This window comes from Ignavibacteriales bacterium (assembly GCA_026390775.1).
Lineage (GTDB): Bacteria > Bacteroidota > Ignavibacteria > Ignavibacteriales > Melioribacteraceae > Fen-1258.
On sequence record JAPLFF010000003.1, the window covers coordinates 15,505 to 39,420 of the forward strand.

20 protein-coding genes are annotated in these 23,916 nt (G+C 33.6%); 16 read left to right on the plus strand and 4 right to left on the minus strand.

The features are described from left to right. Nucleotides 1–9: 9 nt before the first annotated feature. Nucleotides 10–1,128 carry a glycosyltransferase gene (locus NTZ27_00240; GenBank protein MCX6173171.1) on the plus strand — a complete coding sequence of 373 codons (1,119 nt, stop codon included), beginning with the start codon at nt 10–12 and terminating at the stop codon, nt 1,126–1,128. A 31-nt stretch (nt 1,129–1,159) separates the two neighbouring features. On the opposite strand, the gene NTZ27_00245 is transcribed toward NTZ27_00240, so the two are convergent. From NTZ27_00245 to NTZ27_00255, 3 genes are read right to left on the minus strand one after another with little or no spacing between them, the layout of a single operon-like run. Beyond that, nucleotides 1,160–2,695: a hypothetical protein gene (locus tag NTZ27_00245; protein ID MCX6173172.1), complete on the minus strand. Its 1,536-nt coding sequence runs from the start codon at nt 2,693–2,695 to the stop codon at nt 1,160–1,162. After that, the gene (locus NTZ27_00250; protein ID MCX6173173.1) at nt 2,688–3,833 is read right to left on the minus strand and encodes a glycosyltransferase family 4 protein; all 1,146 of its coding nucleotides are present in this window, start codon (nt 3,831–3,833) and stop codon (nt 2,688–2,690) included. The genes NTZ27_00245 and NTZ27_00250 overlap by 8 nt, the downstream gene beginning before the upstream one ends. Next, on the minus strand, nt 3,830–4,642 hold the full coding sequence (locus NTZ27_00255; protein ID MCX6173174.1) for a glycosyltransferase family 2 protein: 813 nt from the start codon (nt 4,640–4,642) through the stop codon (nt 3,830–3,832). Before NTZ27_00255 ends, NTZ27_00250 begins: the two co-directional genes overlap by 4 nt. A gap of 188 nt (nt 4,643–4,830) precedes the next feature. On the opposite strand from NTZ27_00255, the gene NTZ27_00260 reads away from it, so the two are divergent. Further along, nucleotides 4,831–6,231: an undecaprenyl-phosphate glucose phosphotransferase gene (locus NTZ27_00260; GenBank protein ID MCX6173175.1), complete on the plus strand. Its 1,401-nt coding sequence runs from the start codon at nt 4,831–4,833 to the stop codon at nt 6,229–6,231. A 28-nt stretch (nt 6,232–6,259) separates the two neighbouring features. On the opposite strand, the gene NTZ27_00265 is transcribed toward NTZ27_00260, so the two are convergent. Continuing rightward, nucleotides 6,260–7,462, minus strand: a complete 1,203-nt coding sequence (locus NTZ27_00265) for an O-antigen ligase family protein (protein ID MCX6173176.1) — start codon at nt 7,460–7,462, stop codon at nt 6,260–6,262. 234 nt (nt 7,463–7,696) lie between these two features. Between NTZ27_00265 and NTZ27_00270 the strand changes: the two genes are divergently transcribed. The 14 genes from NTZ27_00270 (at nt 7,697) to trxA (ending at nt 23,894) form a co-directional block, all read left to right on the plus strand. Beyond that, nucleotides 7,697–8,203 (plus strand): methyltransferase domain-containing protein, encoded by a 507-nt coding sequence (locus NTZ27_00270; protein MCX6173177.1) that lies wholly within the window; start codon nt 7,697–7,699, stop codon nt 8,201–8,203. Between the two features lie 2 nt (nt 8,204–8,205). Further along, nucleotides 8,206–8,652: a methyltransferase domain-containing protein gene (locus NTZ27_00275; GenBank protein MCX6173178.1), complete on the plus strand. Its 447-nt coding sequence runs from the start codon at nt 8,206–8,208 to the stop codon at nt 8,650–8,652. A 422-nt stretch (nt 8,653–9,074) separates the two neighbouring features. Continuing rightward, nucleotides 9,075–10,271, plus strand: coding sequence for an L-2-hydroxyglutarate oxidase (gene lhgO / locus NTZ27_00280; protein ID MCX6173179.1), 1,197 nt, complete (start codon nt 9,075–9,077; stop codon nt 10,269–10,271). Between the two features lies 1 nt (nt 10,272). Further along, nucleotides 10,273–11,676, plus strand: a complete 1,404-nt coding sequence (locus NTZ27_00285) for a sugar transferase (GenBank protein ID MCX6173180.1) — start codon at nt 10,273–10,275, stop codon at nt 11,674–11,676. A gap of 15 nt (nt 11,677–11,691) precedes the next feature. Further along, nucleotides 11,692–12,408, plus strand: a complete 717-nt coding sequence (locus tag NTZ27_00290) for a polyprenol monophosphomannose synthase (protein MCX6173181.1) — start codon at nt 11,692–11,694, stop codon at nt 12,406–12,408. Nucleotides 12,409–12,415: 7 nt separating this feature from the next. Then, nucleotides 12,416–14,404 carry a glycosyltransferase gene (locus NTZ27_00295; GenBank protein MCX6173182.1) on the plus strand — a complete coding sequence of 663 codons (1,989 nt, stop codon included), beginning with the start codon at nt 12,416–12,418 and terminating at the stop codon, nt 14,402–14,404. Nucleotides 14,405–14,406: 2 nt separating this feature from the next. After that, nucleotides 14,407–15,357: an acetyl-CoA carboxylase carboxyltransferase subunit alpha gene (locus NTZ27_00300; protein MCX6173183.1), complete on the plus strand. Its 951-nt coding sequence runs from the start codon at nt 14,407–14,409 to the stop codon at nt 15,355–15,357. A gap of 91 nt (nt 15,358–15,448) precedes the next feature. After that, complete coding sequence (locus NTZ27_00305) at nt 15,449–15,862, plus strand: thioesterase family protein (protein ID MCX6173184.1); 414 nt, start codon at nt 15,449–15,451, stop codon at nt 15,860–15,862. A gap of 50 nt (nt 15,863–15,912) precedes the next feature. Then, entirely contained in the window at nt 15,913–17,376 is a 1,464-nt protein-coding gene (locus NTZ27_00310; protein ID MCX6173185.1) for an oligosaccharide flippase family protein, read from the plus strand. An 87-nt stretch (nt 17,377–17,463) separates the two neighbouring features. Then, nucleotides 17,464–17,919, plus strand: a complete 456-nt coding sequence (gene dut, locus NTZ27_00315; protein ID MCX6173186.1) for a dUTP diphosphatase — start codon at nt 17,464–17,466, stop codon at nt 17,917–17,919. A 72-nt stretch (nt 17,920–17,991) separates the two neighbouring features. Next, nucleotides 17,992–21,450 (plus strand): DNA polymerase III subunit alpha, encoded by a 3,459-nt coding sequence (gene dnaE / locus NTZ27_00320; protein ID MCX6173187.1) that lies wholly within the window; start codon nt 17,992–17,994, stop codon nt 21,448–21,450. A gap of 104 nt (nt 21,451–21,554) precedes the next feature. Further along, nucleotides 21,555–22,373: an SDR family oxidoreductase gene (locus tag NTZ27_00325; protein MCX6173188.1), complete on the plus strand. Its 819-nt coding sequence runs from the start codon at nt 21,555–21,557 to the stop codon at nt 22,371–22,373. Nucleotides 22,374–22,388: 15 nt separating this feature from the next. After that, nucleotides 22,389–23,531 (plus strand): acyl-CoA dehydrogenase family protein, encoded by a 1,143-nt coding sequence (locus NTZ27_00330; GenBank protein ID MCX6173189.1) that lies wholly within the window; start codon nt 22,389–22,391, stop codon nt 23,529–23,531. Between the two features lie 42 nt (nt 23,532–23,573). Further along, a complete protein-coding gene (trxA, locus tag NTZ27_00335; GenBank protein MCX6173190.1) occupies nt 23,574–23,894 on the plus strand; it encodes a thioredoxin in 321 nt (106 codons plus the stop codon). Nucleotides 23,895–23,916: the final 22 nt, after the last annotated feature.

Consider the following 23,916-nt stretch of genomic DNA (forward strand, 5'->3'; position numbering starts at 1 on the left):
ATTGAAAACATGAAAAATCTTAAGATTGCTATTGTTCATGATTGGCTGACCGGTATGCGTGGCGGGGAGAAGGTATTAGAAGTACTTTGTGAACTGTATCCCGGTGCTACACTTGTTACTCTTCTTCATAATAAAGGTATGTTATCTACTGCCATCGAGAAGATGAATATCAAAACCTCTTTCATTGATAAACTTCCCTTGAAAGAAAAAAAATATAGAAATTATCTACCTCTATTTCCCCTGGCAATCGAGTTGATTGATTTCTTAGAATATGATCTCATAATTTCTACAAGCCATTGCGTTGCAAAAGGTGCAAAACCTGGAAAGAATGGATTGCATATTTGTTACTGCCATACGCCAATGCGCTACATCTGGGAAATGTATGATGAATACTTCGGGAAAGATAAAGCGGGATTATTGACCAGAACCGCGATGAGTATCTTTGCACCACAATTACGTAAATGGGATGTACGAACAAGCGGTCGTGTGCATTATTACATTGCAAACTCTTATAACGTTGCCAAACGGATAAAACAATATTATAACCGCCGAGCCGATGTTATTCATCCGCCGGTTGATACATCTCTTTTTCAACTTTCCGAGAAAGATGAAGGATATTTTTTGATTGTAAGCGCACTAGTACCGTATAAAAAAGTTGATATTGCAATTGAAGCATTTAACAAAATAAGAAGAAGATTAGTTATAGTCGGCGCAGGACCGGAAAGTGAAAAACTAAAATCAATTGCTGAAAACAATATTGAATTTCTTGGGTGGCGCAACGATAGTGAACTTGCAAAAATTTACGCCGGCTGCCGTGCTTTAATTTTTCCCGGCATAGAAGATTTTGGAATTGTTCCTCTCGAAGCTATGGCAAGTGGAAAGCCGGTTATTGCTTTTGGAAAAGGGGGAGCGCTTGAAACTGTAATAGGCAAAGGAGATAATGCAACGGGAATATTTTTCTATGAACAAACAGCAGAATCGTTAATTAAAGCAATTGCTGATTTTGAAAAGGTGAATTTCAATCCTCTATCAATACGTACTCACGCGCTAAAATTTGATCGCGTTCTGTTTAAGGAGAAGATCAAAAAGTATATTGAAGAAAAAACAGCAGTTCATTTCACGAAATGAATTTGTTAAATATGTAACTATTCTCAATGGATTATTTACGCAGCTCTTTCAGATAAGTTCTAATCCCGTTAAGCTTATCCCGAAAAACAAAAATTGTAATAAACGAAAAAGCGAGAAATAGAACTGTCCCGATTACTAATGTTTTTAATAAAATGACCAAACTACTTTCAGAAATACTTAAATCATCAAACCATAAATTCGAAAAGAACCTTCCTATCAAAATCATAACCGCCGTGCTCATTATGATCAGGAATAGCTTAAACATTATATTCTTATCAAACCGAACTCCTTTTACTCGTTTAAGAAAGTAAAGCAGTGCACCATTGTTGATCCATACAAAGATTACCCATGCTATTGTAAGTGTTTCGATGCCGGAAAATGTTTTTGATAGAATAAAAAGAATAATTGCTTGGATCAAAATGAAAATTAGATTTAAGAAAATGATATTCTTGATAGCTCTCAATGAATAAAAAATGTTAGCTATAACGGAATTTAGAAGAAATGGAATTAACCCGAGCGACATTATCTTCAAAGCAAAAGATGTTTCCATGCTATCGTGCAATGTAAAATGTCCTCGTTGGTAAATTAGCTGAATTATTGGTCCAGATAAAACTGAAAAGAGAAGTACAAAAAAGGAAGAGGTTACAACTGAAAAAAGAATACCATTATTTGTTGCATTCAAAAATTCTTTTTCATTTCCTTCTGTAATTGATTTTGTCTGAATCGGAAGAAGAGATGTACTGATGGCAAAACTAAAAATTGTTAATGGCAGCAACATTATTTTTGCCGCATACTGGTAATGAGAAAATGTTCCTACTACAAAAGAGTATGCAAAATATCTTTCGATTAAACCGGAAACGCTTGGCAGTAGAGAATTACCAAACACCATCAATACAATGGCGCCCCAACCCAGCATATTGAATTTATTTGTATCCGAATTATCTGATTCAACTGGTTGAATTTTTTGAATCAAATAAAGTTGATAAACAAAAAAGAGAATCCCACCGAAAAGAAATCCAAGCGGAAGAGAAACAATCCCAAAGTATTTTGTGAACAGAATTAGAAATACGATTGATGAAACATTCAGAAAGACGATCAATCTTCCCGGATTTGTAATATTCCCTTTCATTTGGAGAAGTGCAGAGAAAACTCCGTTTGCTACTAGAAAAGAAGCGAGAATTAAAAATAACTGGGATGTTTCGATTATAATTTGCACCATTGCTTGTGAACGTGTAAATATCAACGGAATGAGTTTTTCTGCTAGAGGATAAAGTAAAAGCGAGCACACGAACAGAACTGCAAAAGATTTCAGCCCAACTTTAGAAAGCGAGCTGGAAATATTTTTTAGCTTTTTGATCTCCGTTGAGTAGGATAATGTGCCGGAAAGAATAGATGAGTTAGCAGCTATTGCAATATCAAACAATAAGAGTGTTGTAAGATATGCGTCGGTAATTTCGTTTGCACCAAACTTGGAAGCCATTAAAGCTTCCCGAACAAAACCGAGCAAACGACCTAATAAAGCAAAAGCGCTCAAACCGATTAAACTAGGCAACCATTTTTTAAGCATTTTCTTTTTTCATTAAGAGTTTGAGGTAAAGATTTTCTGTTTCATTTATCATTTTAGAAATATTAAAGTCGCGCGCAACTTTTTCATAAGCATTTGACGCCAATACTTTGCAGAGTTCATTATCCTCTAAGAGGCGAATTAATGCTAAAGAAATAGCAGTTGAATTCTTTGGAGGAACTAGAAGTCCTTCTTTACCAGATTCAATAATTTCAACAATCCCGTTAACTTCTGTTGCTACAATCGGTTTCTTGGCCGCCATCGCTTCTAAAAGAACAAGAGGTAATCCTTCCCACAAAGAAGGCAAAACAAAAATATCTATTTGTGCCAACAACTCCGGAATATTTGTTTGATTTCCCCAAAAAGTAAAATAATTATAAACACCATTTTTCTTTGCTAAAGATTCTAAACTATTGCGAAGTTCTCCATCACCTATTAATACAAACTTTACGTATGGATAACTTTTCAATACATTTTTAGAAGCTTCTATTAGATATTCATAACCTTTCTGGTAGTGAAGTCTCCCAACAGAACCGATAATTACTGTATCCTTTTCCGTTTTAAGTTTAATCTTATTATTAATATTTCCATTGTAATGAGAAAATTTATCGACTTCAATTCCATTGTGAATTACAACTGCTTTTTCCTTTTTTACTATTCCAACTTTTAATCCAATATCGAAATCATTTTGAGCAACACATATTGTACAATCAGTAAACCTGAGTAGAAATTTATCAATTGACTTGTAAATTTTTTTCAATAAAGATTGACCAAAATTTAGGTAATGTATACCATGATATGTGTGGATTACCACACATTTAGGGATAAAAACCGTTGCAATTCTTCCATAAAAGCCGGCGGTACCGCCGTGTGTATGTAAAATAGTTGGGGAATTTTTTTTAAGAATTCTATAAGTTTTTATTAATAATGGAATACTTGGGCGGTTCGAAATCTTAATCGGATGAACTTTAATATTAATCTTTCTTAATTCGTCAACAAGATATCCCTCATGTTCGCATACAACTTCAACTTCAAATTTAGATTTATCCAGTTTCTGTACAAGCCAAAGTAAATGTTGTTGTCCACCACCCATTTTTGCTTCATCAATAAACATCAATATTTTAATTTTGGATGGAATCAATTTAGTTTTCCAAATAATTTCAAATATTTCATTAATATTATTTGTTCTAACTTGGATTTATGTTTTTGGTAATAGTAAAGTTGACTTTCGCGGTATTTTTGAACAAGAAATTTTTGGTTTGATCCGTTAAAACTTCCGCCGCGCAAATGGATTAAAGATGATTCAGGAAAGTAGAGAACCTTCATCCCTTTAGCAACAGCTCTTGCGCATAGATCTTTATCTTCAAAATACATAAAGAATGATTCATCAAAACCACTCAGTTCGAGAAATAATTTTTTCCGTATAAATAATGCGGCACCGGTTACCCAACCTTTTTGTCCCTTCCTTAAATATTTTCGATTGATAAAATTGAGAGCTAACCTATTCTTTTCATCAACGGCTGAATAAAGAATTTTGTCTAAGAACTCCATTGATATTGAAGGAAGTTTGCCGCAAGATAACTGTAAAGATTTATCTTTATTTAGAAGTTTTGGTCCAATAATTCCGATTGTGGAATCCTTGTAGAATTCTTCTTCAATCTTTTTTAGAAATTCGGTTGTTATTATTACATCGTTATTTATGAAAAGTAATATATCACCTAAGGATTTTTGTGCAGCTAAATTATTTGCAGCTCCAAATCCTAAATTTTTTTCACTACGTATTACCGCTAAATCCGGAAATTCTTTAGTGAATTTTATGGCTTCAGGTTCAGTTGAATTGTTATCAACCAGAATTATTTCAAAATTATTTTTCTGATGTTTTAAAAATGACTCGATCGCATCTCTGGTTAGACTGCTATTGTTATGTTGAATCATAATTACGGAAATCATAATATCCTGTTTGTGTCTCTGAATTATATTAATTTAATAAAAAGAGTTCGTATTCTTCTGATAATTCACTTATATCTATTATAATTAGAGTCAATTTTATAAATTCGATTTCACTATAATAAATAAAAAATGTAATTAAATTACATTCAATAATTTTTTATAATCATGTTAATAATCAAAACAAATCAATGATAGCAAATCAGAAATCACTTTATTCAGTTAAACTTTGGTTGGATTTACTTCTGCTGAATTTGTCTTTTCTCTTTTCAGCATGGATTGCGCAGCCATCGCACATTCTTTATGAAAGACCGTACATGTTTTTTTTACTGTTTACGCTTAACATCGTGTGGTATTTCACAACTAATGTGACTGATTTCTATGACAATTTTAGCCCGCATGAATTTTTCTTTCAAGCAACTATTATTTTTAAAAATGTTTTAGTTCAGATTGTTGCCGCTATTATTTTCATCTTTATAAAAAAGGAAGATTTATTCACACGTAATTTCATCATCTTTTATTTTGTGTTTCTTGTACTTCTTGTTGGTTTCAGAACAATCTCTTTCAGATTGATTCAAAGTGTACTGCGCAAAAAAGGTAAATATGTTAGAAATTTAGCAGTCATTGGGGCTAATAGTATTGGTATCGAGTTTATTAAGCTAGTTGAGTCGAATCCGAATTTTGGCTTTCAGATCGTTGGATTTATTGATGAAAAACCTAATACGAATGAAAAATATTTAGGCGGATTAGAAAGACTTAGCGAAATTTTAACTGAACAAAAAATTGACGAAGTGGTAATTGCAATTCCAAATTGCGATTCTCACAAACTTAGTCGTATCATAAATATCTGCAACAAAAATGCAGTAAGAATACATATCATTCCCGACTATTTTCAGTTTCTATCGAAAAAATTTTTATTAAGTACTATAGGAAACTTTCCGATTATAACTGTTCGCGATGAGCCGCTAGCTGAAATACAATGGCGATTTGTTAAGCGAACATTTGATATCTTCTTCTCGCTTGCAGTATTGATTTTTGTCCTAAGCTGGTTGATTCCGGTAATTTCAATAATAGTTAAATTATCATCACGCGGATCAATCTTTTTTATTCAAGACCGTATTGGCTTAAAGAATGAAAAATTCCGGTGTTTCAAATTCCGTTCGATGTATAGTGAACAAAAGCTTCGAGAAAATGATTTTAATCCTACGATGGAAAACGATCCGCGGGTAACAAAAATTGGAAGGTTTCTACGACGAACAAATCTTGATGAGCTTCCACAGTTGTGGAATATTCTTAAAGGAGAAATGTCAATTGTAGGTCCACGTCCTCACGCCGTCGCTTTCAATCAAGAATACATCCACTACTTCGATGCGATTAAATTACGTCATCTGGTTAAACCCGGTCTAACCGGATGGGCTCAAGTTCACGGATTAAGAGGAGATATTACAGATCCGGTAGAGAATAGAAAAAGAACCATCGAAAGAATTGAGTATGATATCTGGTATATCGAAAATTGGAATTTCTGGTTAGATATTCAGATCATACTTCTAACAATTTGGCAAATGTTAACTCGTAGTACCAAAGGTTACTAGGATTTTTATTCTCAATTTGAAACTACTATTACTCATTTAGTCTTATCGAACGTTCTATTGAAGAAAGTAATGCAACAAAAAATGCAAATTGAACAGATATTGTTATTGAAGTAATGAATCCCGATGTCAGAGACGCCAAGCAAAAACCTATTAGCACTATCAAAATTCCATGAACTGTGCTTCTTGCTAAATCATTTTTGGAATTCTTTTTCAAATATCTGATACATCCGCGAAAAATGTAAAAGATTAAGAATAAGTAAGAGATAATTCCGATGATACCAGATTCAAAATAAATTTCTATATATTCATTGTGCCAACTACCAATTCCTTTATCTACAAGTTTATTTGAAAGTGGGAATATATCTTTGAATGTTCTTGGACCAAAACCAAGCAGTGGATGATCAAATGCTAATAGCGACGCCCCTTCCCAGAGTATATCTCTATCAGATAGAGTAGTAGGACTCTCAATACGATGTTTTATTTCTTCATCATTAAGTTGAAATGAAATAAATGATAAAGCCCCCGCAAGCACTAAAACAATCAACGCGAGTTTAAGATCAATTTTTTTTATGATTAATGCAAATATCAAAACAATGAATGCGATGGCAATATTAGTTCTTCCTAATGAAGTGATAAGAGCTGTAAAAATAAAAACCAATGTGATCGCCCAAATCCAGTTAGAATATTTAAACTTCAACTCTCGGTAAGTGAATAAAGTTATTGTAAATGATTGCATGAGGAATAGAGAAAAAACAGAGTACCCTGATGAAAAAGATTGAGAACGGTTCACAAATCTCAAATCGAACTTAACAATACCAACTAATGCAACAAAGACAGATGAAACTAGAAATACAACAAGAATAATATTCATTTTCTTGTAAAATACTTTGACATAAAAACTGAAGACTAATATTCCAATGTAAAGTAATGCTTCCTTATACAATGCTGGAATACTTGTTGCCGGATAATTTGAAAAAATTATTGATAATATTCTAATAATGCCAAATAAAAAAATTACAAGGATATAACCGTCTACAGCGTTTTTTTTATATTCAAATCTTTCAAACAAATATAGAACAAATAACAGTATGAGAAATAATTGCAAAAGAAAAATGGAAATCATTATGCTGGATATTGTTGTGCAAAAAAGTATAAAAACGTATTGTTGAGGGAATCTACTTTTTACAGGTTTGTTGTTACTGGTAAGATCAGCAAAATATTTTTTCAACATAAATAATTTCCTTATTGTTCAGTAAAATATAGCTTAAAAATTTCTTGTTTTCACGAATGAACCTATTATTCGTATATTGAATTATCGGAAACCCTGAAGAATTTAATACAAGTTAGTAACTGAAGTAAGTCGAACGCTGATTGAAACAGCATCGAATAATTATTTTAAATTACTATAAAATAGTTGGAGTTCATTTCATTTTTTAATTTTCATTACCTTATCAAAGTAGAAACCATGCAATGTAGAATTTGCGGTAATCAAAAAAATAATCAAGAATATGAAGCTAAAGAAATGATGTTTGGATATAGGGATGTCTTCCTTTATTTCCAGTGCTCAATGTGCGATTGTCTGCAGATTGAAAAATTTCCTTCCGATATTTCAAAGTATTACTCAGATGGCTACTATTCGTATAAACTAAACTCGAAGTTGAATTTTATTGAGAGGTTAGTAAAAAATTTGAGAAATGAATATGCTGTCTTCAATAAAGGAATTATTGGAAAACTATTATATGCCAAATATCCGGCAATAGAATATAGAGCTCTTGCTTACCTTCCGATAAAAAAAGACTATAATATTCTTGATGTTGGATGTGGAGCAGGCATATTTCTACACTCACTTCGTGAAATTGGATTTAAAAACCTTCTTGGGATTGATCCTTTTAATGAGAAAGATATTGAATATGGAAATGGTTTAAGAATTCAAAAAAAAATATACATGAGGTTCAGGGCAAATGGGATGTGATAATGTTTCATCATTCTCTTGAACATATTTATGAACAAGAAAAAATATTAAAAATTGTATTTGATTTATTAAAACCCGGTGGCTATTGTATAATTAGAGTTCCGACTGTTTCTTCTTATGCATGGAAGAACTATGGAATGAAATGGGTACAGATAGATGCGCCTAGACATTATTATCTTCATTCTATCAAGAGTATTGAAATTCTTTCCGGAAAAACAAACTTTGAGCTTAACAACGTTATTTATGACTCGACAGCTTTTCAATTCTGGGGAAGTGATCAGTATTTAAAGAACATACCGCTGAATGACCCACATTCATATTTAAGGAATCCTAAGAATTCCCTTTTTTCGAAAAAAGATATTTCGGGGTTTTCCAAACGTGCTAAGGAACTTAATGCTGCCAAACAGGGAGACCAAGCGGTTTTTTACTTAAAAAAAATAGTCAAATAATTCCGGATAGTTGTAATGATTTCAGAAGAATCTATTTCAATTACTCTGATTTGTATTTCGATTGTTGATTAAATAAAAAATTTTGTGTTTTCAAAACTTCATTGATTTTTTTTCTCAATTCAATAAACTGGCCCAAAATGTCATATCACAATCAATGGAACAAGCGACAACGATTGTCCTTCACCAAATCTCAATACTTTTTGCTGCTCGCTTTCTTGGCGTCAACAAGGTTGGATTTTTTAGCGATCTCCTCGCAATAATTGGAATACTCTCAAAATTTGTGGATTTTTGTGTCGAGCTTATTACCTTAAGATAATTTTAATCTTAGGATGGGAAAAAAGTACTGAAATTTTAATATTTTCTCTCACGAATTTGTTGTGATATGAATTTCCATTGAACATTTAATTTTGGATTAGTTTTAAATGAAATATAACGTAATTGTTATTGGCGCAGGTATTGTCGGATTAGCTTCTGCGTTGAAGATTCTAGAGAAGAATCGTTCACTAAAATTACTTATACTGGAAAAAGAAAATAGTGTAGCAAAACATCAAACAGGAAATAACAGCGGGGTTATTCATTCCGGCATTTATTATAAACCCGGAAGTTTGAAAGCACAGAATTGCGTCAGCGGATATAAAATGCTGATTAATTTTTGCAATGAGAATCAAGTCCGTTACAATATTTGCGGAAAAGTGATTGTTGCAGTTACTGAAAAAGAAATTCCCGTAATGGAAAATATTCTTGATCGTGGAAACAAAAATGGCCTTAAGGGATTAAAAAGATTAACACGTACAGAAGTGAGAGAAATTGAACCGCACGTTGATTGTGTTGCGGGAATTTTTGTTCCTCAAACTGGAATAATTGATTACAGCGAAGTGTCGGAAAAATATCTCGAACTAATTAAACGCGCTGAAGGAAAAATAGAATTCAATACTGATGTAAAAAATTTATTAATTAAGAATGATGAATGTGAAGTAATTACCTCAAAAGGTGTTTTCAAATCCAATGTTGTAGTTACATGTGCAGGATTATTTGCAGATAGAATCACAAAAATGACTCATCCGGATTTGCAATTGCGTCTTATTCCTTTTCGCGGTGAATATTATAAATTGAAGGTAGAAAAAAATAATTTGGTGAATGCTCTTATTTATCCCGTACCCGATCCGGCTTTTCCATTCTTAGGTGTTCATTTTACTAAAATGATTAATGGAGAAAGAGAATGTGGTCCGAATGCAGTTCTTTCCTTTAAGCGGGAAGGATATACGAAAACAAGTTTTAATTTACTCGATACATTTGAAACCTTTACTTGGAACGGCTTTCATAAATTGATTAAAAAACATTGGAGAATGGGATTAAGCGAGTTTTACAGATCGTATAACAAAAAAGCATTTGTTAGAGCGTTAAATAAATTGATTCCCGAAGTAACTGCAAAGGATCTTGCACCCGGTGGTGCCGGTGTGCGGGCTCAAGCATGCTTAAAAGATGGAAGTTTACTTGATGATTTTTATATTGTCGAAGATAAAAAAGTTGTTCACGTTTGCAATGCACCTTCTCCTGCTGCTACCGCTTCGTTATCAATAGGAAATTTTATTTCTGATAAAGTTTTAACAAAAATTTAATATGAACAAACGAACCGAAAAATTTTTAATACTGACTACGGATTTTATAGCAGTTAATCTTGCGTGGATTTTATTTTTCTACGTTCGGGTCCAAACCGGCTGGTTCGAGTTAATCGCTCAGCCCGATATCCTTCTTTCAATGATCGCTGTTTATTTTTATTGGCTCATCTTTTTTACTTTTGTAGGAATGTACCGTACATGGTTTGCTCTCTCAAGATTTGATGAATTATCTACGTTGTTCAAAGCATCGTTTGTAGGCGTCTTCATTTTATTCTTTTTAGTATTGTATGATGATTACGCAAACGGCGTTACCACCTCAGTTCGATTTTATATTTTCCTTTACTGGGGAATTTTTCTTTTTGTTGTTAGTGCGGGAAGATTATTCATTAGAAGTCTTCAACGAAGACTTCTTATTAAAGGAATCGGAAGACGGAATGCTCTTATCGTAGGGTTCAATTCTAAAGCAAACGAAATTCATAATTCGATTCTCAAATTCCGTGAACTTGGTGTTGATGTCGTAGCTTATGTTGATGTTGACGGTTCTCAACTTAACAATTCATTTAAAAATATTTCTGTTGTAGATACAATTCACAATCTGGAATCTGTTCTGGAAAATTATCAGATCAAAAATGTTATAATTTCTCTGGGACGGCATGAAGAAGAAACTATTCTTGAAGTGATTTCACGTTGTGAAGGAAAGAACGTTGAGATAAAAATCGTTCCCGATCTTTATGATATAATAAGCGGGCAGGCAAAGATCTCTCAACTTTATAGTTTTCCTCTGATTGATGTAATGCCGGAGCTAATGCCCGAGTGGGAAAAGAAAATAAAAAGGTTGATGGATGTTTTCCTGTCCTTTGTTCTTATTGTTTTAACTTCACCAGCAACTTTATTAACAGCACTAATTATAAAATTAGACAGTAAAGGACCTGTATTTTTCAAGCAAGAGCGTGCCGGAATGAACGGAAAAGTTTTTAAGATGGTTAAGTTTAGAACAATGATTGCAGATGCGGAAAAACATACCGGTCCGATTTGGTCGGCAAAAGATGATACCAGAATCACTAAAATTGGTAGATTCGTCCGTAAAGTACACCTTGATGAAATCCCGCAAGTTTTTAATGTACTGAAAGGCGACATGAGTTTTGTCGGACCGCGTCCCGAACGGCCTTTCTTTGTAGAAAAACTTTCTCATGAAATTCCGCTTTACAAAAGAAGATTAAAAGTAAGACCGGGAATTACCGGCTGGGCGCAAGTAAAACATAAATACGATGAGACAATAGAGGATGTAAAAGTTAAACTTCGTTATGATTTATTCTATATTGAAAACATGAGTTTAAGAATGGATTTTAAAATAATTTTCAGAACTGTTTTTGTAGTATTATTCGGTAAAGATCATTACGATTAAAAATTAAATTTAATTATGAAAGCAATTGTAATAATTCCGACATACAACGAGATTCACAATATCAGAAAACTGATTCCCGATCTTCTCGCATCTTATCCTTCACTTGATATTTTAATTGTGGATGATAATTCCCCGGATGGAACAGCAAATGCAGTTGATGAAATGATCAAAAATAATTCTCGCGTAAAGATTATTAAACGAGAAGGAAAAAAGGGACTCGGTACAGCTTACGTTGCCGGATTTAAATACATGCTGGCAAATGGGTATGATTGCGCTGTTCAGATGGATGCTGATTTCTCACACGACCCTAAGGAAATTAAAAGATTTTTAGAAGAAGTAAAAGATCATGATCTGATAATCGGCAGTAGATATATTTACGGAGTTCGTGTTATCAACTGGCCGATCAGAAGATTAGTGTTAAGTTATTCCGCAAATCTTTATTCAAGAATTATTACCGGTATGCCGGTTAAAGACGGAACCGGAGGATTTAAATGCTTCCGCCGCAAAGTATTGGAAGCAATAAATCTTGATGCAATTCACTCTAACGGTTATTCATTTCAGATAGAAATGAATTATAAAGCATGGAAAAAAGGATTTAAGCTTATTGAAATTCCAATAACTTTTGTTGATAGAGTACATGGCACTTCAAAGATGTCTAAGAAAATTGTTCGCGAAGCGGTTATTATGGTATGGAAGTTAAGATTGCAAAGTATTTTCGGCACATTAAATTAAGAGTGCAATGATTGATCTCTCAATAATAATTATCAATTATAACGTAAAAGAATTTTTACTTAATCTTCTGGATTCAATACGTAAAGCGATAAAAAATATTTCTACGGAAATAATTATTGTTGATAATACTTCAGATGACGGCAGCGTTGAAATCCTACGAGAGAAATTTCCCAATATTAAATTAATAGCCAACAAGAAAAATGTGGGATTCGGATCTGCAAACAATCAAGCAATGGAATCTGCAAAAGGGAAATATTTTTTGTTTATCAATCCCGATGCAATTGTTAGAGAAGATACTTTATTAAAAATGTTGGAGTTCTTTGATAAAACTCCACAAGTTGGAATTGCCGGCTGCAAGGTATTAAATCCCGATGGTTCGTTACAGCTTTCATGCAGAAGAAGTTTCCCCAGACCATGGACATCATTTACAAAAGTTATGGGATTGAGTAAACTTTTTCCGAAGAGCCGTTTGTTCGCACGTTATAATTTAACCTACCTTGATGAAAATCAAACTTACGAAGTTGATGCTGTTAGCGGCGCTTTTATGATGATGAGAAAAGAAGTCTATGAGAAGATAGGCGGATTCGATCAGCAATTTTTTATGTACGGCGAAGATCTTGATCTCTGTTACCGGGTGCAAAAATCCGGTTATAAAGTTTTTTATGTACACAACACCGAAATAATTCATTACAAAGGAGAGAGTACAAAGAGAAGCAGTTTAGATGAAACAAAAATCTTTTACGACGCTATGCATCTTTTTGTCCGTAAACATTTTTCTTCCTCATTCATCGTTGAGTCAATTCTTCAGACAGCGATTCTTTTCAGAAAACTAATTGCTTTTGCAAATATTTATAAGCTTGCGTTTCTTTCAATTATTGTTGACTTCTTTACTTTTTCAACATCTATTCTTCTTGCTGCAAATATATATTCTAATGAGCATTGGAGGGGTTTCCCGAATTATGTAAAACCTTGGGCCTATTTTATCCCTGCCTTTATTCAAATTATAATATCGTCTGTAAGCGGCTCGTATAGTAAAAAAACATTTTCAATTTTACGCACAGTTATTTCTCTATTGTTTGGAATGATCTTTTTATCTGCACTAACTTATTTCTTCAAACAAGTAGCATTCAGCCGTGCAGTTGTTTTAATAACGTATGCACTTGCTCTTGTTTTCTTTTTGTTCTGGAGAATCGCTCTTAAAGTAATTTTTAAGATCGGACTCGAGACGGATACAAGGAAATCCCGCACGTTAATTGTAGCAAGTGAATCTAAAGCAGAAGAACTTGCATCAAAATTGAAATCAACATTTACGAAACTTTATCAAATTGTTGGGATTATTGGATTGACCAGAAAAAATATTGGTGGGAAGATCGGCACTTATAAAATACTTGGAACGGTTGATAACATAAAAAAAATAATTACTGATGAAAAAGTTGATAAAGTAATCTTTTCTTCAGATGATCTATCGTTCAATCAAATGTTTTCTGTTGTTGCCGAATGCCAAGGAGAAAATGCCGAGTTTCTTGTTGCAGGTAAGGAATTAGATTATCTAGTCGGCAAATCTTCCATAACAATGCTGGATGATATTCCGTTACTGAAAGTGCAGTATAATATTTCTTCGTATTTTCACCGCGCATCAAAACAAATGCTGGATATAATACTTGCATCCTTAATTTTGTTTTTGGTTTATCCTTTCATATATTTATTTCAGAAGCTGAGATCAAAAAAGAGCAAATTCACTCAATTCATCCTCAAAATCCCGAGTGTTTTCATAGGGAAGAAAAGTTTTGTTGGACCACGTGATAATTCTTATCACGGTGATTTATATGTCGGGAAAACCGGATTAACCGGATTCTGGTTTGTAGAAAATTTTTTAGAGAATGATACAGAAGAAACAAAAAAGCTGGACATCTTTTACGCAAAAAATCAAAACATTTGGTTAGACCTCGAAATACTTGGAAAAACACTTTCAAAAATGTTTTTTAGTGCGGAGTAGAAATGGCAAAAAATATACTGGATTTTGAGAAGCCCATAATTGAACTTGAAAAAAAGATTGATGAAATGCGGAAGTACGAAGGGCAACTTAATATTTCTGATGAGATAAAAACACTCGAAGAAAAAGTTTTTCAACTCAAGAAAAATATTTATAACGATCTTACTCGCTGGCAGCGTGTTCAGCTCGCCCGTCATCCCGAGCGTCCTTATACTCTGGATTATATATACATGATAACGGAAAATTTTATTGAGATGCACGGAGATAGATTGTTCAAGGATGATAAAGCAATTGTTGGTGGATTAGCGATGCTTGACGAACAAAAAGTTATGATCATCGGTCATCAAAAAGGACGGGATACTAAATCTAACGTTTATAGAAATTTTGGAATGTCCAATCCCGAAGGTTACCGCAAAGCATTACGCTTAATGAAACTTGCAGAGAAATTTAAGATTCCCGTTATTACTATGCTTGATACTCCGGGCGCTTATCCCGGAATTGAAGCCGAAGAACGCGGACAGGCAGAAGCAATTGCCAGAAATCTTTTAGAGATGAGCCGTCTTCGCGTACCAATTATTGTTACAATTATCGGTGAAGGTGCTAGCGGAGGCGCATTAGGAATAGGAATTGGTGATAGAGTTTTAATGTTACAAAATACTTGGTATTCGGTAATTAGTCCTGAATCTTGTTCAAGTATTTTATGGAGAAGTTGGGAATATAAAGAGACTGCTGCAGAAGCATTAAAACTAACTGCCGAAGATTTATTAGAACAAGGTATTATTGATCGGATTGTTACCGAACCATTAGGCGGTGCTCATAAAGATCATCTGCAAATTGCAAGCACCTTAAAATCCGTACTGAAAGAAGAACTTTCATTGTTATTGAAAATAAAACCTGAGAAGTTGATACAGAACCGTCTTGAAAAATTTGCTAAGATGGGAATGTATATTGAATAATAAAAACTAAATCCAAAGTACAAAATTCAAAAACATTTTTTTGGATTTTGCGTTTATACTTTTTCTAAACTGAAAAAATTCAAATTACCTTATGCTCACACACGTTACTGAAATTCGGGTTAGATATGCCGATACGGATAAGATGCAGTTTGTTTATAACGGAAAATATTTGGAATATTTTGAAGTTGGAAGAACAGAATTATTACGTGCAACCGGACTCTCTTACAGCGAAGTCGAAAAAAAAGGTTATCAACTTCCGTTGATAGAAGCCGGATTAAAATATTATCTTCCTGCGGTATACGACGACATTCTTGAAATCCATTCGTGTGTTAAAGAATTGTACTCTCCCAAAGTTCACATTGAATATGTTGTGAAAAGAAAAAATACAGATGAATTGATTGCTGAGGGATTTACAACGCATATCTTTATTCGAACAGATACAAAAAAGGCCGTCCGTCCGCCTAAAGATTATGTAGCTGCACTGGAACCGTTTTTCAAAAAATAATTATTAAAGTTTACCGGAGAAAAAATACTTCGGCCGGATTAAGTTTTGAAATGTTAGAAAAGATAAAAGAACTTACCAAAGACACAGCGATTTATGGAATAAGCACAATTGTCGGAAGATTTCTGGGATTTTTTCTAATACCATTTTATACAAATGTAATTAACACACACGATTTTGGAATTTACTCCAATATCTACGCTTACCTTGCCTTTTTAAACATATTTTTTATCTACGGAATGGATGCAGCTTTTATGAAATATGCATCCATAAATCAAAATGTTGAAAAGAGGAAAACTTTTTCAACTGCATATCTATTCGTTACGTTAACTACAATTTTGTTGGCAGTAATATTATATCTTTTAAAAACCCCGTTTTCAAGATTAATGGAAATTCCTAATGAGTATTCAAAACTATATTACTATTTAATAATCATTTTGATTTTTGATACGTTAGCTCTTGTGCCTTTTGCTAACCTAAGGTTAGAAAGAAAAGCGGGAAAATTCACTTCAATAAAACTCTCAAACATAATATTAAATCTTGCTCTTAATTTTATTTTAGTCTTAAAATTCAAACTTGGTATTGAAGCAATATTTTTAGCTAATCTTATTGCATCTGCGTTTTCTTTTTTAGTGCTTACGCCGGAAATATTTAAAATAATCTCCATCAAAATTGATAAAGACCTTTTAAGAAAGCTTTTGAAATTTGGTATTCCGTATTTACCGGCAAGTTTAGCTGCAATGGTTGTTCAGGTAGTAGATCGTCCTGTTGTGCTGGCTATGACAAATGAATCCACGCTTGGTATATACCAGGCGAATTACAAACTCGGAATTTTTATGATGCTCTTTGTTTCAATGTTTCAATTTGCTTGGCAGCCGTTTTTTCTAAATAATGCGAAAGAAAAAAATGCTAAAGATATTTTTGCAAAAGTACTAACACTGTTTTTACTTGTATCAAGTATGATCTGGATTGTTCTTACTTTATTTGTAGAAGATTTTGCCAGGTTTGAATTCATGCCCGGGAAATCAATTATTGGTAAAGAATATTTAAGCGGTATAGCAATTGTCCCGATTATTCTTCTCGGTTATCTTTTCAACGGAATTTATTACAACTTTCAGGCTGGAATTTATATTGAAGAGAAAACAAAATATTTTCCATTTGTAACTGGAGCCGGAGCGCTGGTTAATGTTGTTGTAAATATTTTGTTAATACCAATTCTTGGTTTAATTGGTGCGGCTATAGCAACTTTAGCAAGTTATGTTGTTATGGCAACCGGATTGTATTTCTTCTCTCAAAAGTATTACAAGATAAAATATGAATACGGTAAAGTATTTAAAATCTTAGCTACAATAGTTATTACATGTATAATCTATTATTATTTTTATTATGAAGTAGGATTAACCATGTTGTATAAATTTATTTTACTTTTTTGTTTTATCGGTTCATTATTAGCAATGCGGGTCGTTGAGAAAAATGAAATTATCCGTTTAGTTAAAATGCTTCTTCGTGTCAAGTAGTTTTTTATCTTTTCTAAGTATTTAAAAAACAAGAAGAAATAAAATTTCTTTTATCATAACTTATCATCGCAATTCTAGAAAAACATTATGAAATCAATACAAATAAAAATTCAGCATATCACTAATAAATTTAAAGATATACTAATGCCTGAGTATGCAACTGAAGGCAGTAGCGGTCTTGATCTACGTGCAGCTGTTGAAACCGAAATGAAAATTGAAAAAAGTAAAGTTGGATTAATCCCGACAAATCTAAAAGTTGAAATTCCAGTTGGTTATGAAATACAAATTCGTCCACGTAGTGGACTTGCTGCAAAAAATGGAATTGGAGTTTTAAATTCACCGGGAACAATTGATTCTGATTACCGCGGGGAAATCAAAGTGATCTTATTCAATTTTAGTAATGAAGAGTTTATTATCAAACGCGGTGATAGAATTGCTCAGATGGTTGTTACAAAAGTTTACCGTGCTAATTTAATTTTAACAGATGAGTTGGAAAAGAGTAAACGCGGTGATGGCGGTTTTGGACACACAGGGAAAAAATAATTGAGAATTGCGAATGGAGAATTGATAATTGATTCTCAATTCGCAATTCTAAATTCTCAATTCGGATTTTAGATGTCAGATTTTGTTCACATACATAACCATTCGCATTACAGTCTGCAGGACGGCGCATGCACGGTTGAAGATTTAATTCATGCTGCTAAAAAAAATAATATGCATGCAGTTGCGTTGACAGATCATGGAGTAATGTTTGGTTCTGCGGAGTTCTATAAGAAAGCAAAGCAGGAAGGGGTCAAACCGCTTGTTGGAATGGAAGCCTACATTGTAATTGATGGAACACGTTTCGATAGGAAAGGAGACGATCCGAATAATCTGAAAAAAAAATCAAAACCTTATAATCATCTTTTATTGCTAGCTAAGAATGAGACCGGTTATAAAAATTTGATGAAGCTTACAACTATCGGTTACATTGAAGGATTTTATTATAGACCAAGAATTGATCTTGAAATACTTGCCAAATATAGTGAAGGATTAATTTGTACTTCAGCTTGTCCTGCCGGACCAATCTCAACACCAATAATTAATGATGATTATACTAAAGCCCGTTCAACTGCCATAAAATTAAAAGAAATTTTTGGAGATGATTTTTATCTCGAAATTCAAGATCACGGAATGGATATAGAAAAACCGATTCTTGATACAATGCCTAAGCTTGCCGCAGATCTTGGTATTAAATTAGTTGCTACAAATGATATTCATTATATCGAAAAAGATCATTCGATCGCACATAATATTTTAATTCAACTTGGCGATAAAACCGGAACAGTTGATTATAAAGATTTGCGGTACGGAACCGATCAGATATATTTTAAATCCGCAGATGAAATGAAAAAGCTTTTCAAAAATTATAAAGGTGCAATTGAAAACACCATAGAGATCGAAGAAAAAATAAATTTACAATTAGATTTTCGCGGGCACCAATTTCCGCAATTTCCAATTCCACAAAATTCCAAAGCAAAAAATTTAGAAGAATATCTCGAACAACTTGCAGAAGATAGATTAGAGAGTACTTATAAAAAAGTAACTCCGGAAATAGAAGAGCGTTTCAAATTTGAGATAGATGTTATTAAACAAATGGGTTATGCCGGTTATTTTTTAGTCGTGCAGGATTTTATTAATGCAGCAAAACAAAGAGGAATTCCCGTTGGTCCAGGCAGAGGAAGTGCTGCCGGAAGTTTGGTAGCTTATGTTTTAGGAATAACAAATGTCGATCCGTTGAAATATAATTTGTTATTCGAACGGTTTCTAAATCCCGCACGTAAATCAATGCCTGATATTGATGTTGATTTCGCCGATGATAAGCGCGGTGAAGTTATTAATTATGTAAAAGAAAAATACGGTGAGAATTCAGTTGCGCAGATTATAACTTTTAACAGATTATCATCACGCGCAGTATTAAAAGATGTAGCACGCGTACTAAAAATTCCAATTCCAACCGTAGAAAAAATTACAAAATGGATTCCATCAAAGTTTGGACGTGTTTACGATCTTGATCAAGCATTAAACGAAGTTCCAGAACTTGCGTGGGTAAACAAATCCGACGATCCAATAATTCAAGAACTTATTAAGTATGCTAAAATTCTTGAAGGAATGAACCGCAATGCATCTAAACATGCTGCAGGTGTTGTTATCACTCCGGGTGAAGTAAGTGATTTTGTTCCTCTTGCAATTTACGGCGATGATAATTCGATCGTTACACAATTTAATATGAAGGATCTTGAAGATGCCGGATTATTAAAAATGGATTTTCTTGGGCTAAGAACTTTATCAATCATTAGAGATACGATCGAGTTAGTAAAACAATCCAGCAAAATTGAAATTGATATTGATAATATTCCAACAGACGATGCTAAGACATATGAAGTTTTCAGCAAGGGACAGACAACTGCAGTGTTCCAGTTTGAAAGTGCCCCGATGCGTGAGTATCTAAAAAAACTTAGACCAACCAGTATAAATGATCTTGCTGCAATGAACGCACTTTACCGTCCCGGCCCTATGGAATTTATTGATGATTTTCTTTCCCGGAAAAACGGAAAAAGACAAATAAAATATTTACATCAAGTACTTGAGCCGATACTTAAAGAAACAAATGGTATTATTGTTTATCAGGAACAAGTAATTCAGATTGCAAATAAAGTTGCAGGAATGAGTTTAGCCGAAGCAGATCTTCTTCGCCGTGCTATGGGTAAAAAAGATTTGAAAGCTATGGCTGAGCAGAAAGAAAAATTTACCGAAGGTGCGGTAAAAAATAATATCAGCAAAAAAATTGCCGAAGAAATTTTTGAAGCTATAGATAAATTTGCTAATTACGGATTTAACAAAAGTCACGCTGTTGCTTATTCTATTGTAGCATATCAAACGGCATATTTAAAAGCTCATTACTTAGAAGAATTTCTTGCAGCAAACCTTTCGAATGAATATGGCAACACTGATAAAGTTACTAATTTACTTGAAGATTGCCGTAAACTTAATGTTAAAGTACTTCCTCCGGATATCAATAATCCATCTGTAAAATTCGGCGTTAAGAATAAGCAAATTATTTTCGGAATGAGTGCAATAAAGAACGTCGGAGTTAATGCTGTAGAGATTATTAAATCATCACATAAAAAACTTGGAAGAAATTTTAAAAGCATTTATGATTTCTGTGCGAATGTTGATAATCGTGTTGTCAACAAACGTGCGTTGGAAGGATTAGTTCTTGCAGGTGCATTCGATCTGTGCGGCGGTTCTCGGGCGCAGAACTTTTTAGCAGTTGAAGAATCTCTTACTTTCGGTAACAAAGTACAATCAGTAAAAGGTTCTCTGTCAGATAGTTTATTCTCTAGTGATTCGGATGCGATGCACATTTACGAACCAAAACTTCCAGATATTCGTCCATGGGAAACAAAAGAACGTTTGAAAAAAGAAAGAGAAGTGCTTGGATTTTATTTAACCGATCATCCGCTGAGAAAATATGAAATAGAATACAACTCATTTGCAACAGTTCATCTTGGTGAAATGGAAACTTATAAGTTCAACGAATCAGTGAGAGCATGTGGAGTTGTAACCGAAGTAAGAACAAAGATAGACAAGCGCGGAAATCAAATGGTGTTTTTTAAGTTAGATGATTTCAGCGGTTCATGTGAATGTTTGATGTTCTCAAAAGTTTTTGCAACATGTGAAAACTTAATTGCACTTGAGTCAACTATTCTAGTAACGGGTAAATTAGAAAGCAGCGGAGATGCTGTAAAACTACATGTTGATGAAGCAATTTCACTCGACAATGCAAAACAAAAACTAACTAAGAGAATCGGAATTATTATAGATAAGAATTCAAACCAAGCAAGCACGGTTACAGAGATTAAAAAATTAATTGAAGAGAATGAAGGAACACTGCCGGTTCTTATCTGCATAAAAGATAACGGTGTTATGCGGGAATTTCATATCAATTATAAAATTTCATTCAACTCAGAATTCATTCCTAAAGTAAAAAAACTTCTTGGTGAAGAATCAATTGTTTATTTAGCTACTTAATTAAAAGTAATTTCAAGTATTGATATCAAACAGCGGTAGATTGATTTGATTTCATTTTCGTATTTCTTAAGTTTGTGCCGTTATAAATTAAAAAGGAAAAATAAATGGAAAAAAAGTGGGCGCTAATACTAGGAGCTTCCAGCGGATTTGGAGGTGCGTCTGCAGTTGAACTTGCAAAGAATGGCTACAATATTTTTGGCGTTCATTTAGATCGTCAAGCAACAATACCGTCAGTTCAACAAGTAATAAAAAAAATTGAAAAGACCGGACAGAAGGCGGTCTTCTTTAATATAAATGCAGCAGATCAAATTAAGATCAACGATACACTGGACGAAATCAAAGAAAGATTTGCAACCAAAGAACATCCTCATGTTCATGTTCTTATTCATTCTCTTGCTTTCGGAACTCTAAAACCATATATCACAAAAAATCCAAACGATAGTATTTCTCCTGCACAAATGAGTATGACTCTAGATGTTATGGCTCATTCGTTAGTTTATTGGACACAGGGATTAATCCAAAGAGATTTGTTTGCAAACAACGGTAGAATATTTGCTCTTACAAGTGCTGGTTCACATACAGTAATACCAAATTACGGAGCTGTATCTGCTGCTAAAGCTGCATTGGAATCTCACATCCGTCAACTTGCAGTTGAACTTGGACCAATGAGTATTACATGTAACTCAATTATGGCAGGCGTTACTGATACACCCGCAGGAAGAAAAATTCCAATGTTCGATAAAATGCTTCACACGGCTAAATCGAAAAATCCGCGCGGCAAACTTACCACACCTGAAGAAGTAGCAAAAGCAATAATACTTTTATGTGATGAAAAAGCTGATTGGATTTCAGGAAATGTAATTGGTGTGGACGGCGGAGAATACATAGTAAATTATATCGGTGAAAAAACTTATAACAAATAAATTCCGGAAGGATTGATGAATGAATTTACTTTAACTGAAGAACAACAAATGCTGCGGGATATGACCCGCGATTTTGTTAACAACGAGATAAAACCAATTGCTGCTAAGATAGATGCAGAAGAAAAAATTCCTAAAGAACTAATTAAAAAACTTGGTGAGCTTGGATTTTTAGGAGTAGTATTTCCCGAAGAATATGGTGGAGGAGGATTTGGTGAAGTTGGTTATTGTTTGATGCAAGAAGAAATAGCTCGCGGTTGTATGTCCACGGCAACATTTATCGGGGCTCATCAATCAATAGGTTCAAATGTAATTTATATCGGTGGTACAGAAGAACAGAAACTGAAATATTTAACTCCCCTTGCCAGAGGTGAAAAAATTGGTGCGTTCTGTTTAACTGAAGCACAAGCTGGTTCGGATTCATTCAATGTAAAAACGCGCGCACATCTCGAGGGAAACGAATGGGTGATTAACGGAGAAAAATTGTGGATAACAAACGGAGGGATTGCAGATATTGTTTCTGTGTTTGCAAGAACGAATAAAGGTATCAGTGCTTTTATTGTGGAAACAGAAACTCCCGGATTTAGTGCAGGTCCGCCTGAAAAGAAAATGGGAATTAAAGGAAGTACAACAAATGCAATTACTTTTGATAATGTTCGAATACCAAAAGAAAATTTAATAGGAACAGATGGTCGCGGATTTATTTTAGCTATGAAGACCTTAAACGCAGGAAGATTAGGATTAGGTGCCGCATGTTTAGGTGCTGCAAAAGAACTTTTAGAAATGTCAACCCAATACGCAAAACAAAGAAAACAGTTTGATCAATCGATCTCCAATTTTCAAGCAATACAATTTATGCTTTCAGAAATGGCAACATTGCTTTATGCTATGGAGTCAATGGTATATAGAACTGCAATTGATTACGATGAAAAGAAAGATGTAAATCGTCAATCAGCAATAGTAAAAATTTTTTGTTCTGAATCTCTTGATAAGATTGCAGATCATGCAGTTCAAATTCACGGTGGTATGGGATATTCGCGCGAACTTCCAATAGAAAGATTTTACAGGGATTCCCGCATCAATAGAATTTTTGAAGGGACAACTGAAATTCAAAAAGGGATTATTGCAAGAGAAGTTTTAAAAAAGAACGGTGTTGTTTAAAAGATTATGTTTTTTATAATTCATTAAGGAGTAGTTACAAAAATGAAACCATTTACTTTTACAGATGGAAATTTTGATGCTGAAGCTTTGAAGTCTAATCTTCCTGTGATTGTTGATTTCTGGGCAGCATGGTGCGGACCTTGCAAAATGATTGCACCAATCATTGAAGACTTAGCTGGTGAGTATGAAGGCAAAGTTAAAATCGGCAAACTTGATGTAGATGAAAATCAGCAAACAGCAATAAAGTATGGAGTAAGAAGCATCCCCACAGTTTTATTTTTAAAGGATGGAAAAGTTGTTGAAACAATCATTGGTGCTGTTCCTAAATCTATGTTTGCCGAAAAAATAACAAAATTAGTTTAACCTTATATACACTTAAATGAAT

Bases quoted from the DNA above. Each gene is read 5' to 3' on its own strand.
- NTZ27_00295 (MCX6173182.1), top strand. From the start codon at position 12,416: ATGATTGATCTCTCAATAATAATTATCAATTATAACGTAAAAGAATTT.
- NTZ27_00285 (MCX6173180.1), top strand. From the start codon at position 10,273: ATGAACAAACGAACCGAAAAATTTTTAATACTGACTACGGATTTTATA.
- NTZ27_00245 (MCX6173172.1), bottom strand. From the start codon at position 2,695: ATGCTTAAAAAATGGTTGCCTAGTTTAATCGGTTTGAGCGCTTTTGCT.
- NTZ27_00260 (MCX6173175.1), top strand. From the start codon at position 4,831: ATGATAGCAAATCAGAAATCACTTTATTCAGTTAAACTTTGGTTGGAT.
- NTZ27_00330 (MCX6173189.1), top strand. From the start codon at position 22,389: ATGAATGAATTTACTTTAACTGAAGAACAACAAATGCTGCGGGATATG.
- NTZ27_00255 (MCX6173174.1), bottom strand. From the start codon at position 4,642: ATGATTTCCGTAATTATGATTCAACATAACAATAGCAGTCTAACCAGA.
- NTZ27_00265 (MCX6173176.1), bottom strand. From the start codon at position 7,462: ATGTTGAAAAAATATTTTGCTGATCTTACCAGTAACAACAAACCTGTA.
- NTZ27_00270 (MCX6173177.1), top strand. From the start codon at position 7,697: ATGCAATGTAGAATTTGCGGTAATCAAAAAAATAATCAAGAATATGAA.
- dut (MCX6173186.1), top strand. From the start codon at position 17,464: ATGAAATCAATACAAATAAAAATTCAGCATATCACTAATAAATTTAAA.
- NTZ27_00305 (MCX6173184.1), top strand. From the start codon at position 15,449: ATGCTCACACACGTTACTGAAATTCGGGTTAGATATGCCGATACGGAT.
- NTZ27_00325 (MCX6173188.1), top strand. From the start codon at position 21,555: ATGGAAAAAAAGTGGGCGCTAATACTAGGAGCTTCCAGCGGATTTGGA.
- NTZ27_00240 (MCX6173171.1), top strand. From the start codon at position 10: ATGAAAAATCTTAAGATTGCTATTGTTCATGATTGGCTGACCGGTATG.
- NTZ27_00290 (MCX6173181.1), top strand. From the start codon at position 11,692: ATGAAAGCAATTGTAATAATTCCGACATACAACGAGATTCACAATATC.
- lhgO (MCX6173179.1), top strand. From the start codon at position 9,075: ATGAAATATAACGTAATTGTTATTGGCGCAGGTATTGTCGGATTAGCT.
- trxA (MCX6173190.1), top strand. From the start codon at position 23,574: ATGAAACCATTTACTTTTACAGATGGAAATTTTGATGCTGAAGCTTTG.
- NTZ27_00310 (MCX6173185.1), top strand. From the start codon at position 15,913: ATGTTAGAAAAGATAAAAGAACTTACCAAAGACACAGCGATTTATGGA.
- dnaE (MCX6173187.1), top strand. From the start codon at position 17,992: ATGTCAGATTTTGTTCACATACATAACCATTCGCATTACAGTCTGCAG.
- NTZ27_00275 (MCX6173178.1), top strand. From the start codon at position 8,206: ATGTTTCATCATTCTCTTGAACATATTTATGAACAAGAAAAAATATTA.
- NTZ27_00300 (MCX6173183.1), top strand. From the start codon at position 14,407: ATGGCAAAAAATATACTGGATTTTGAGAAGCCCATAATTGAACTTGAA.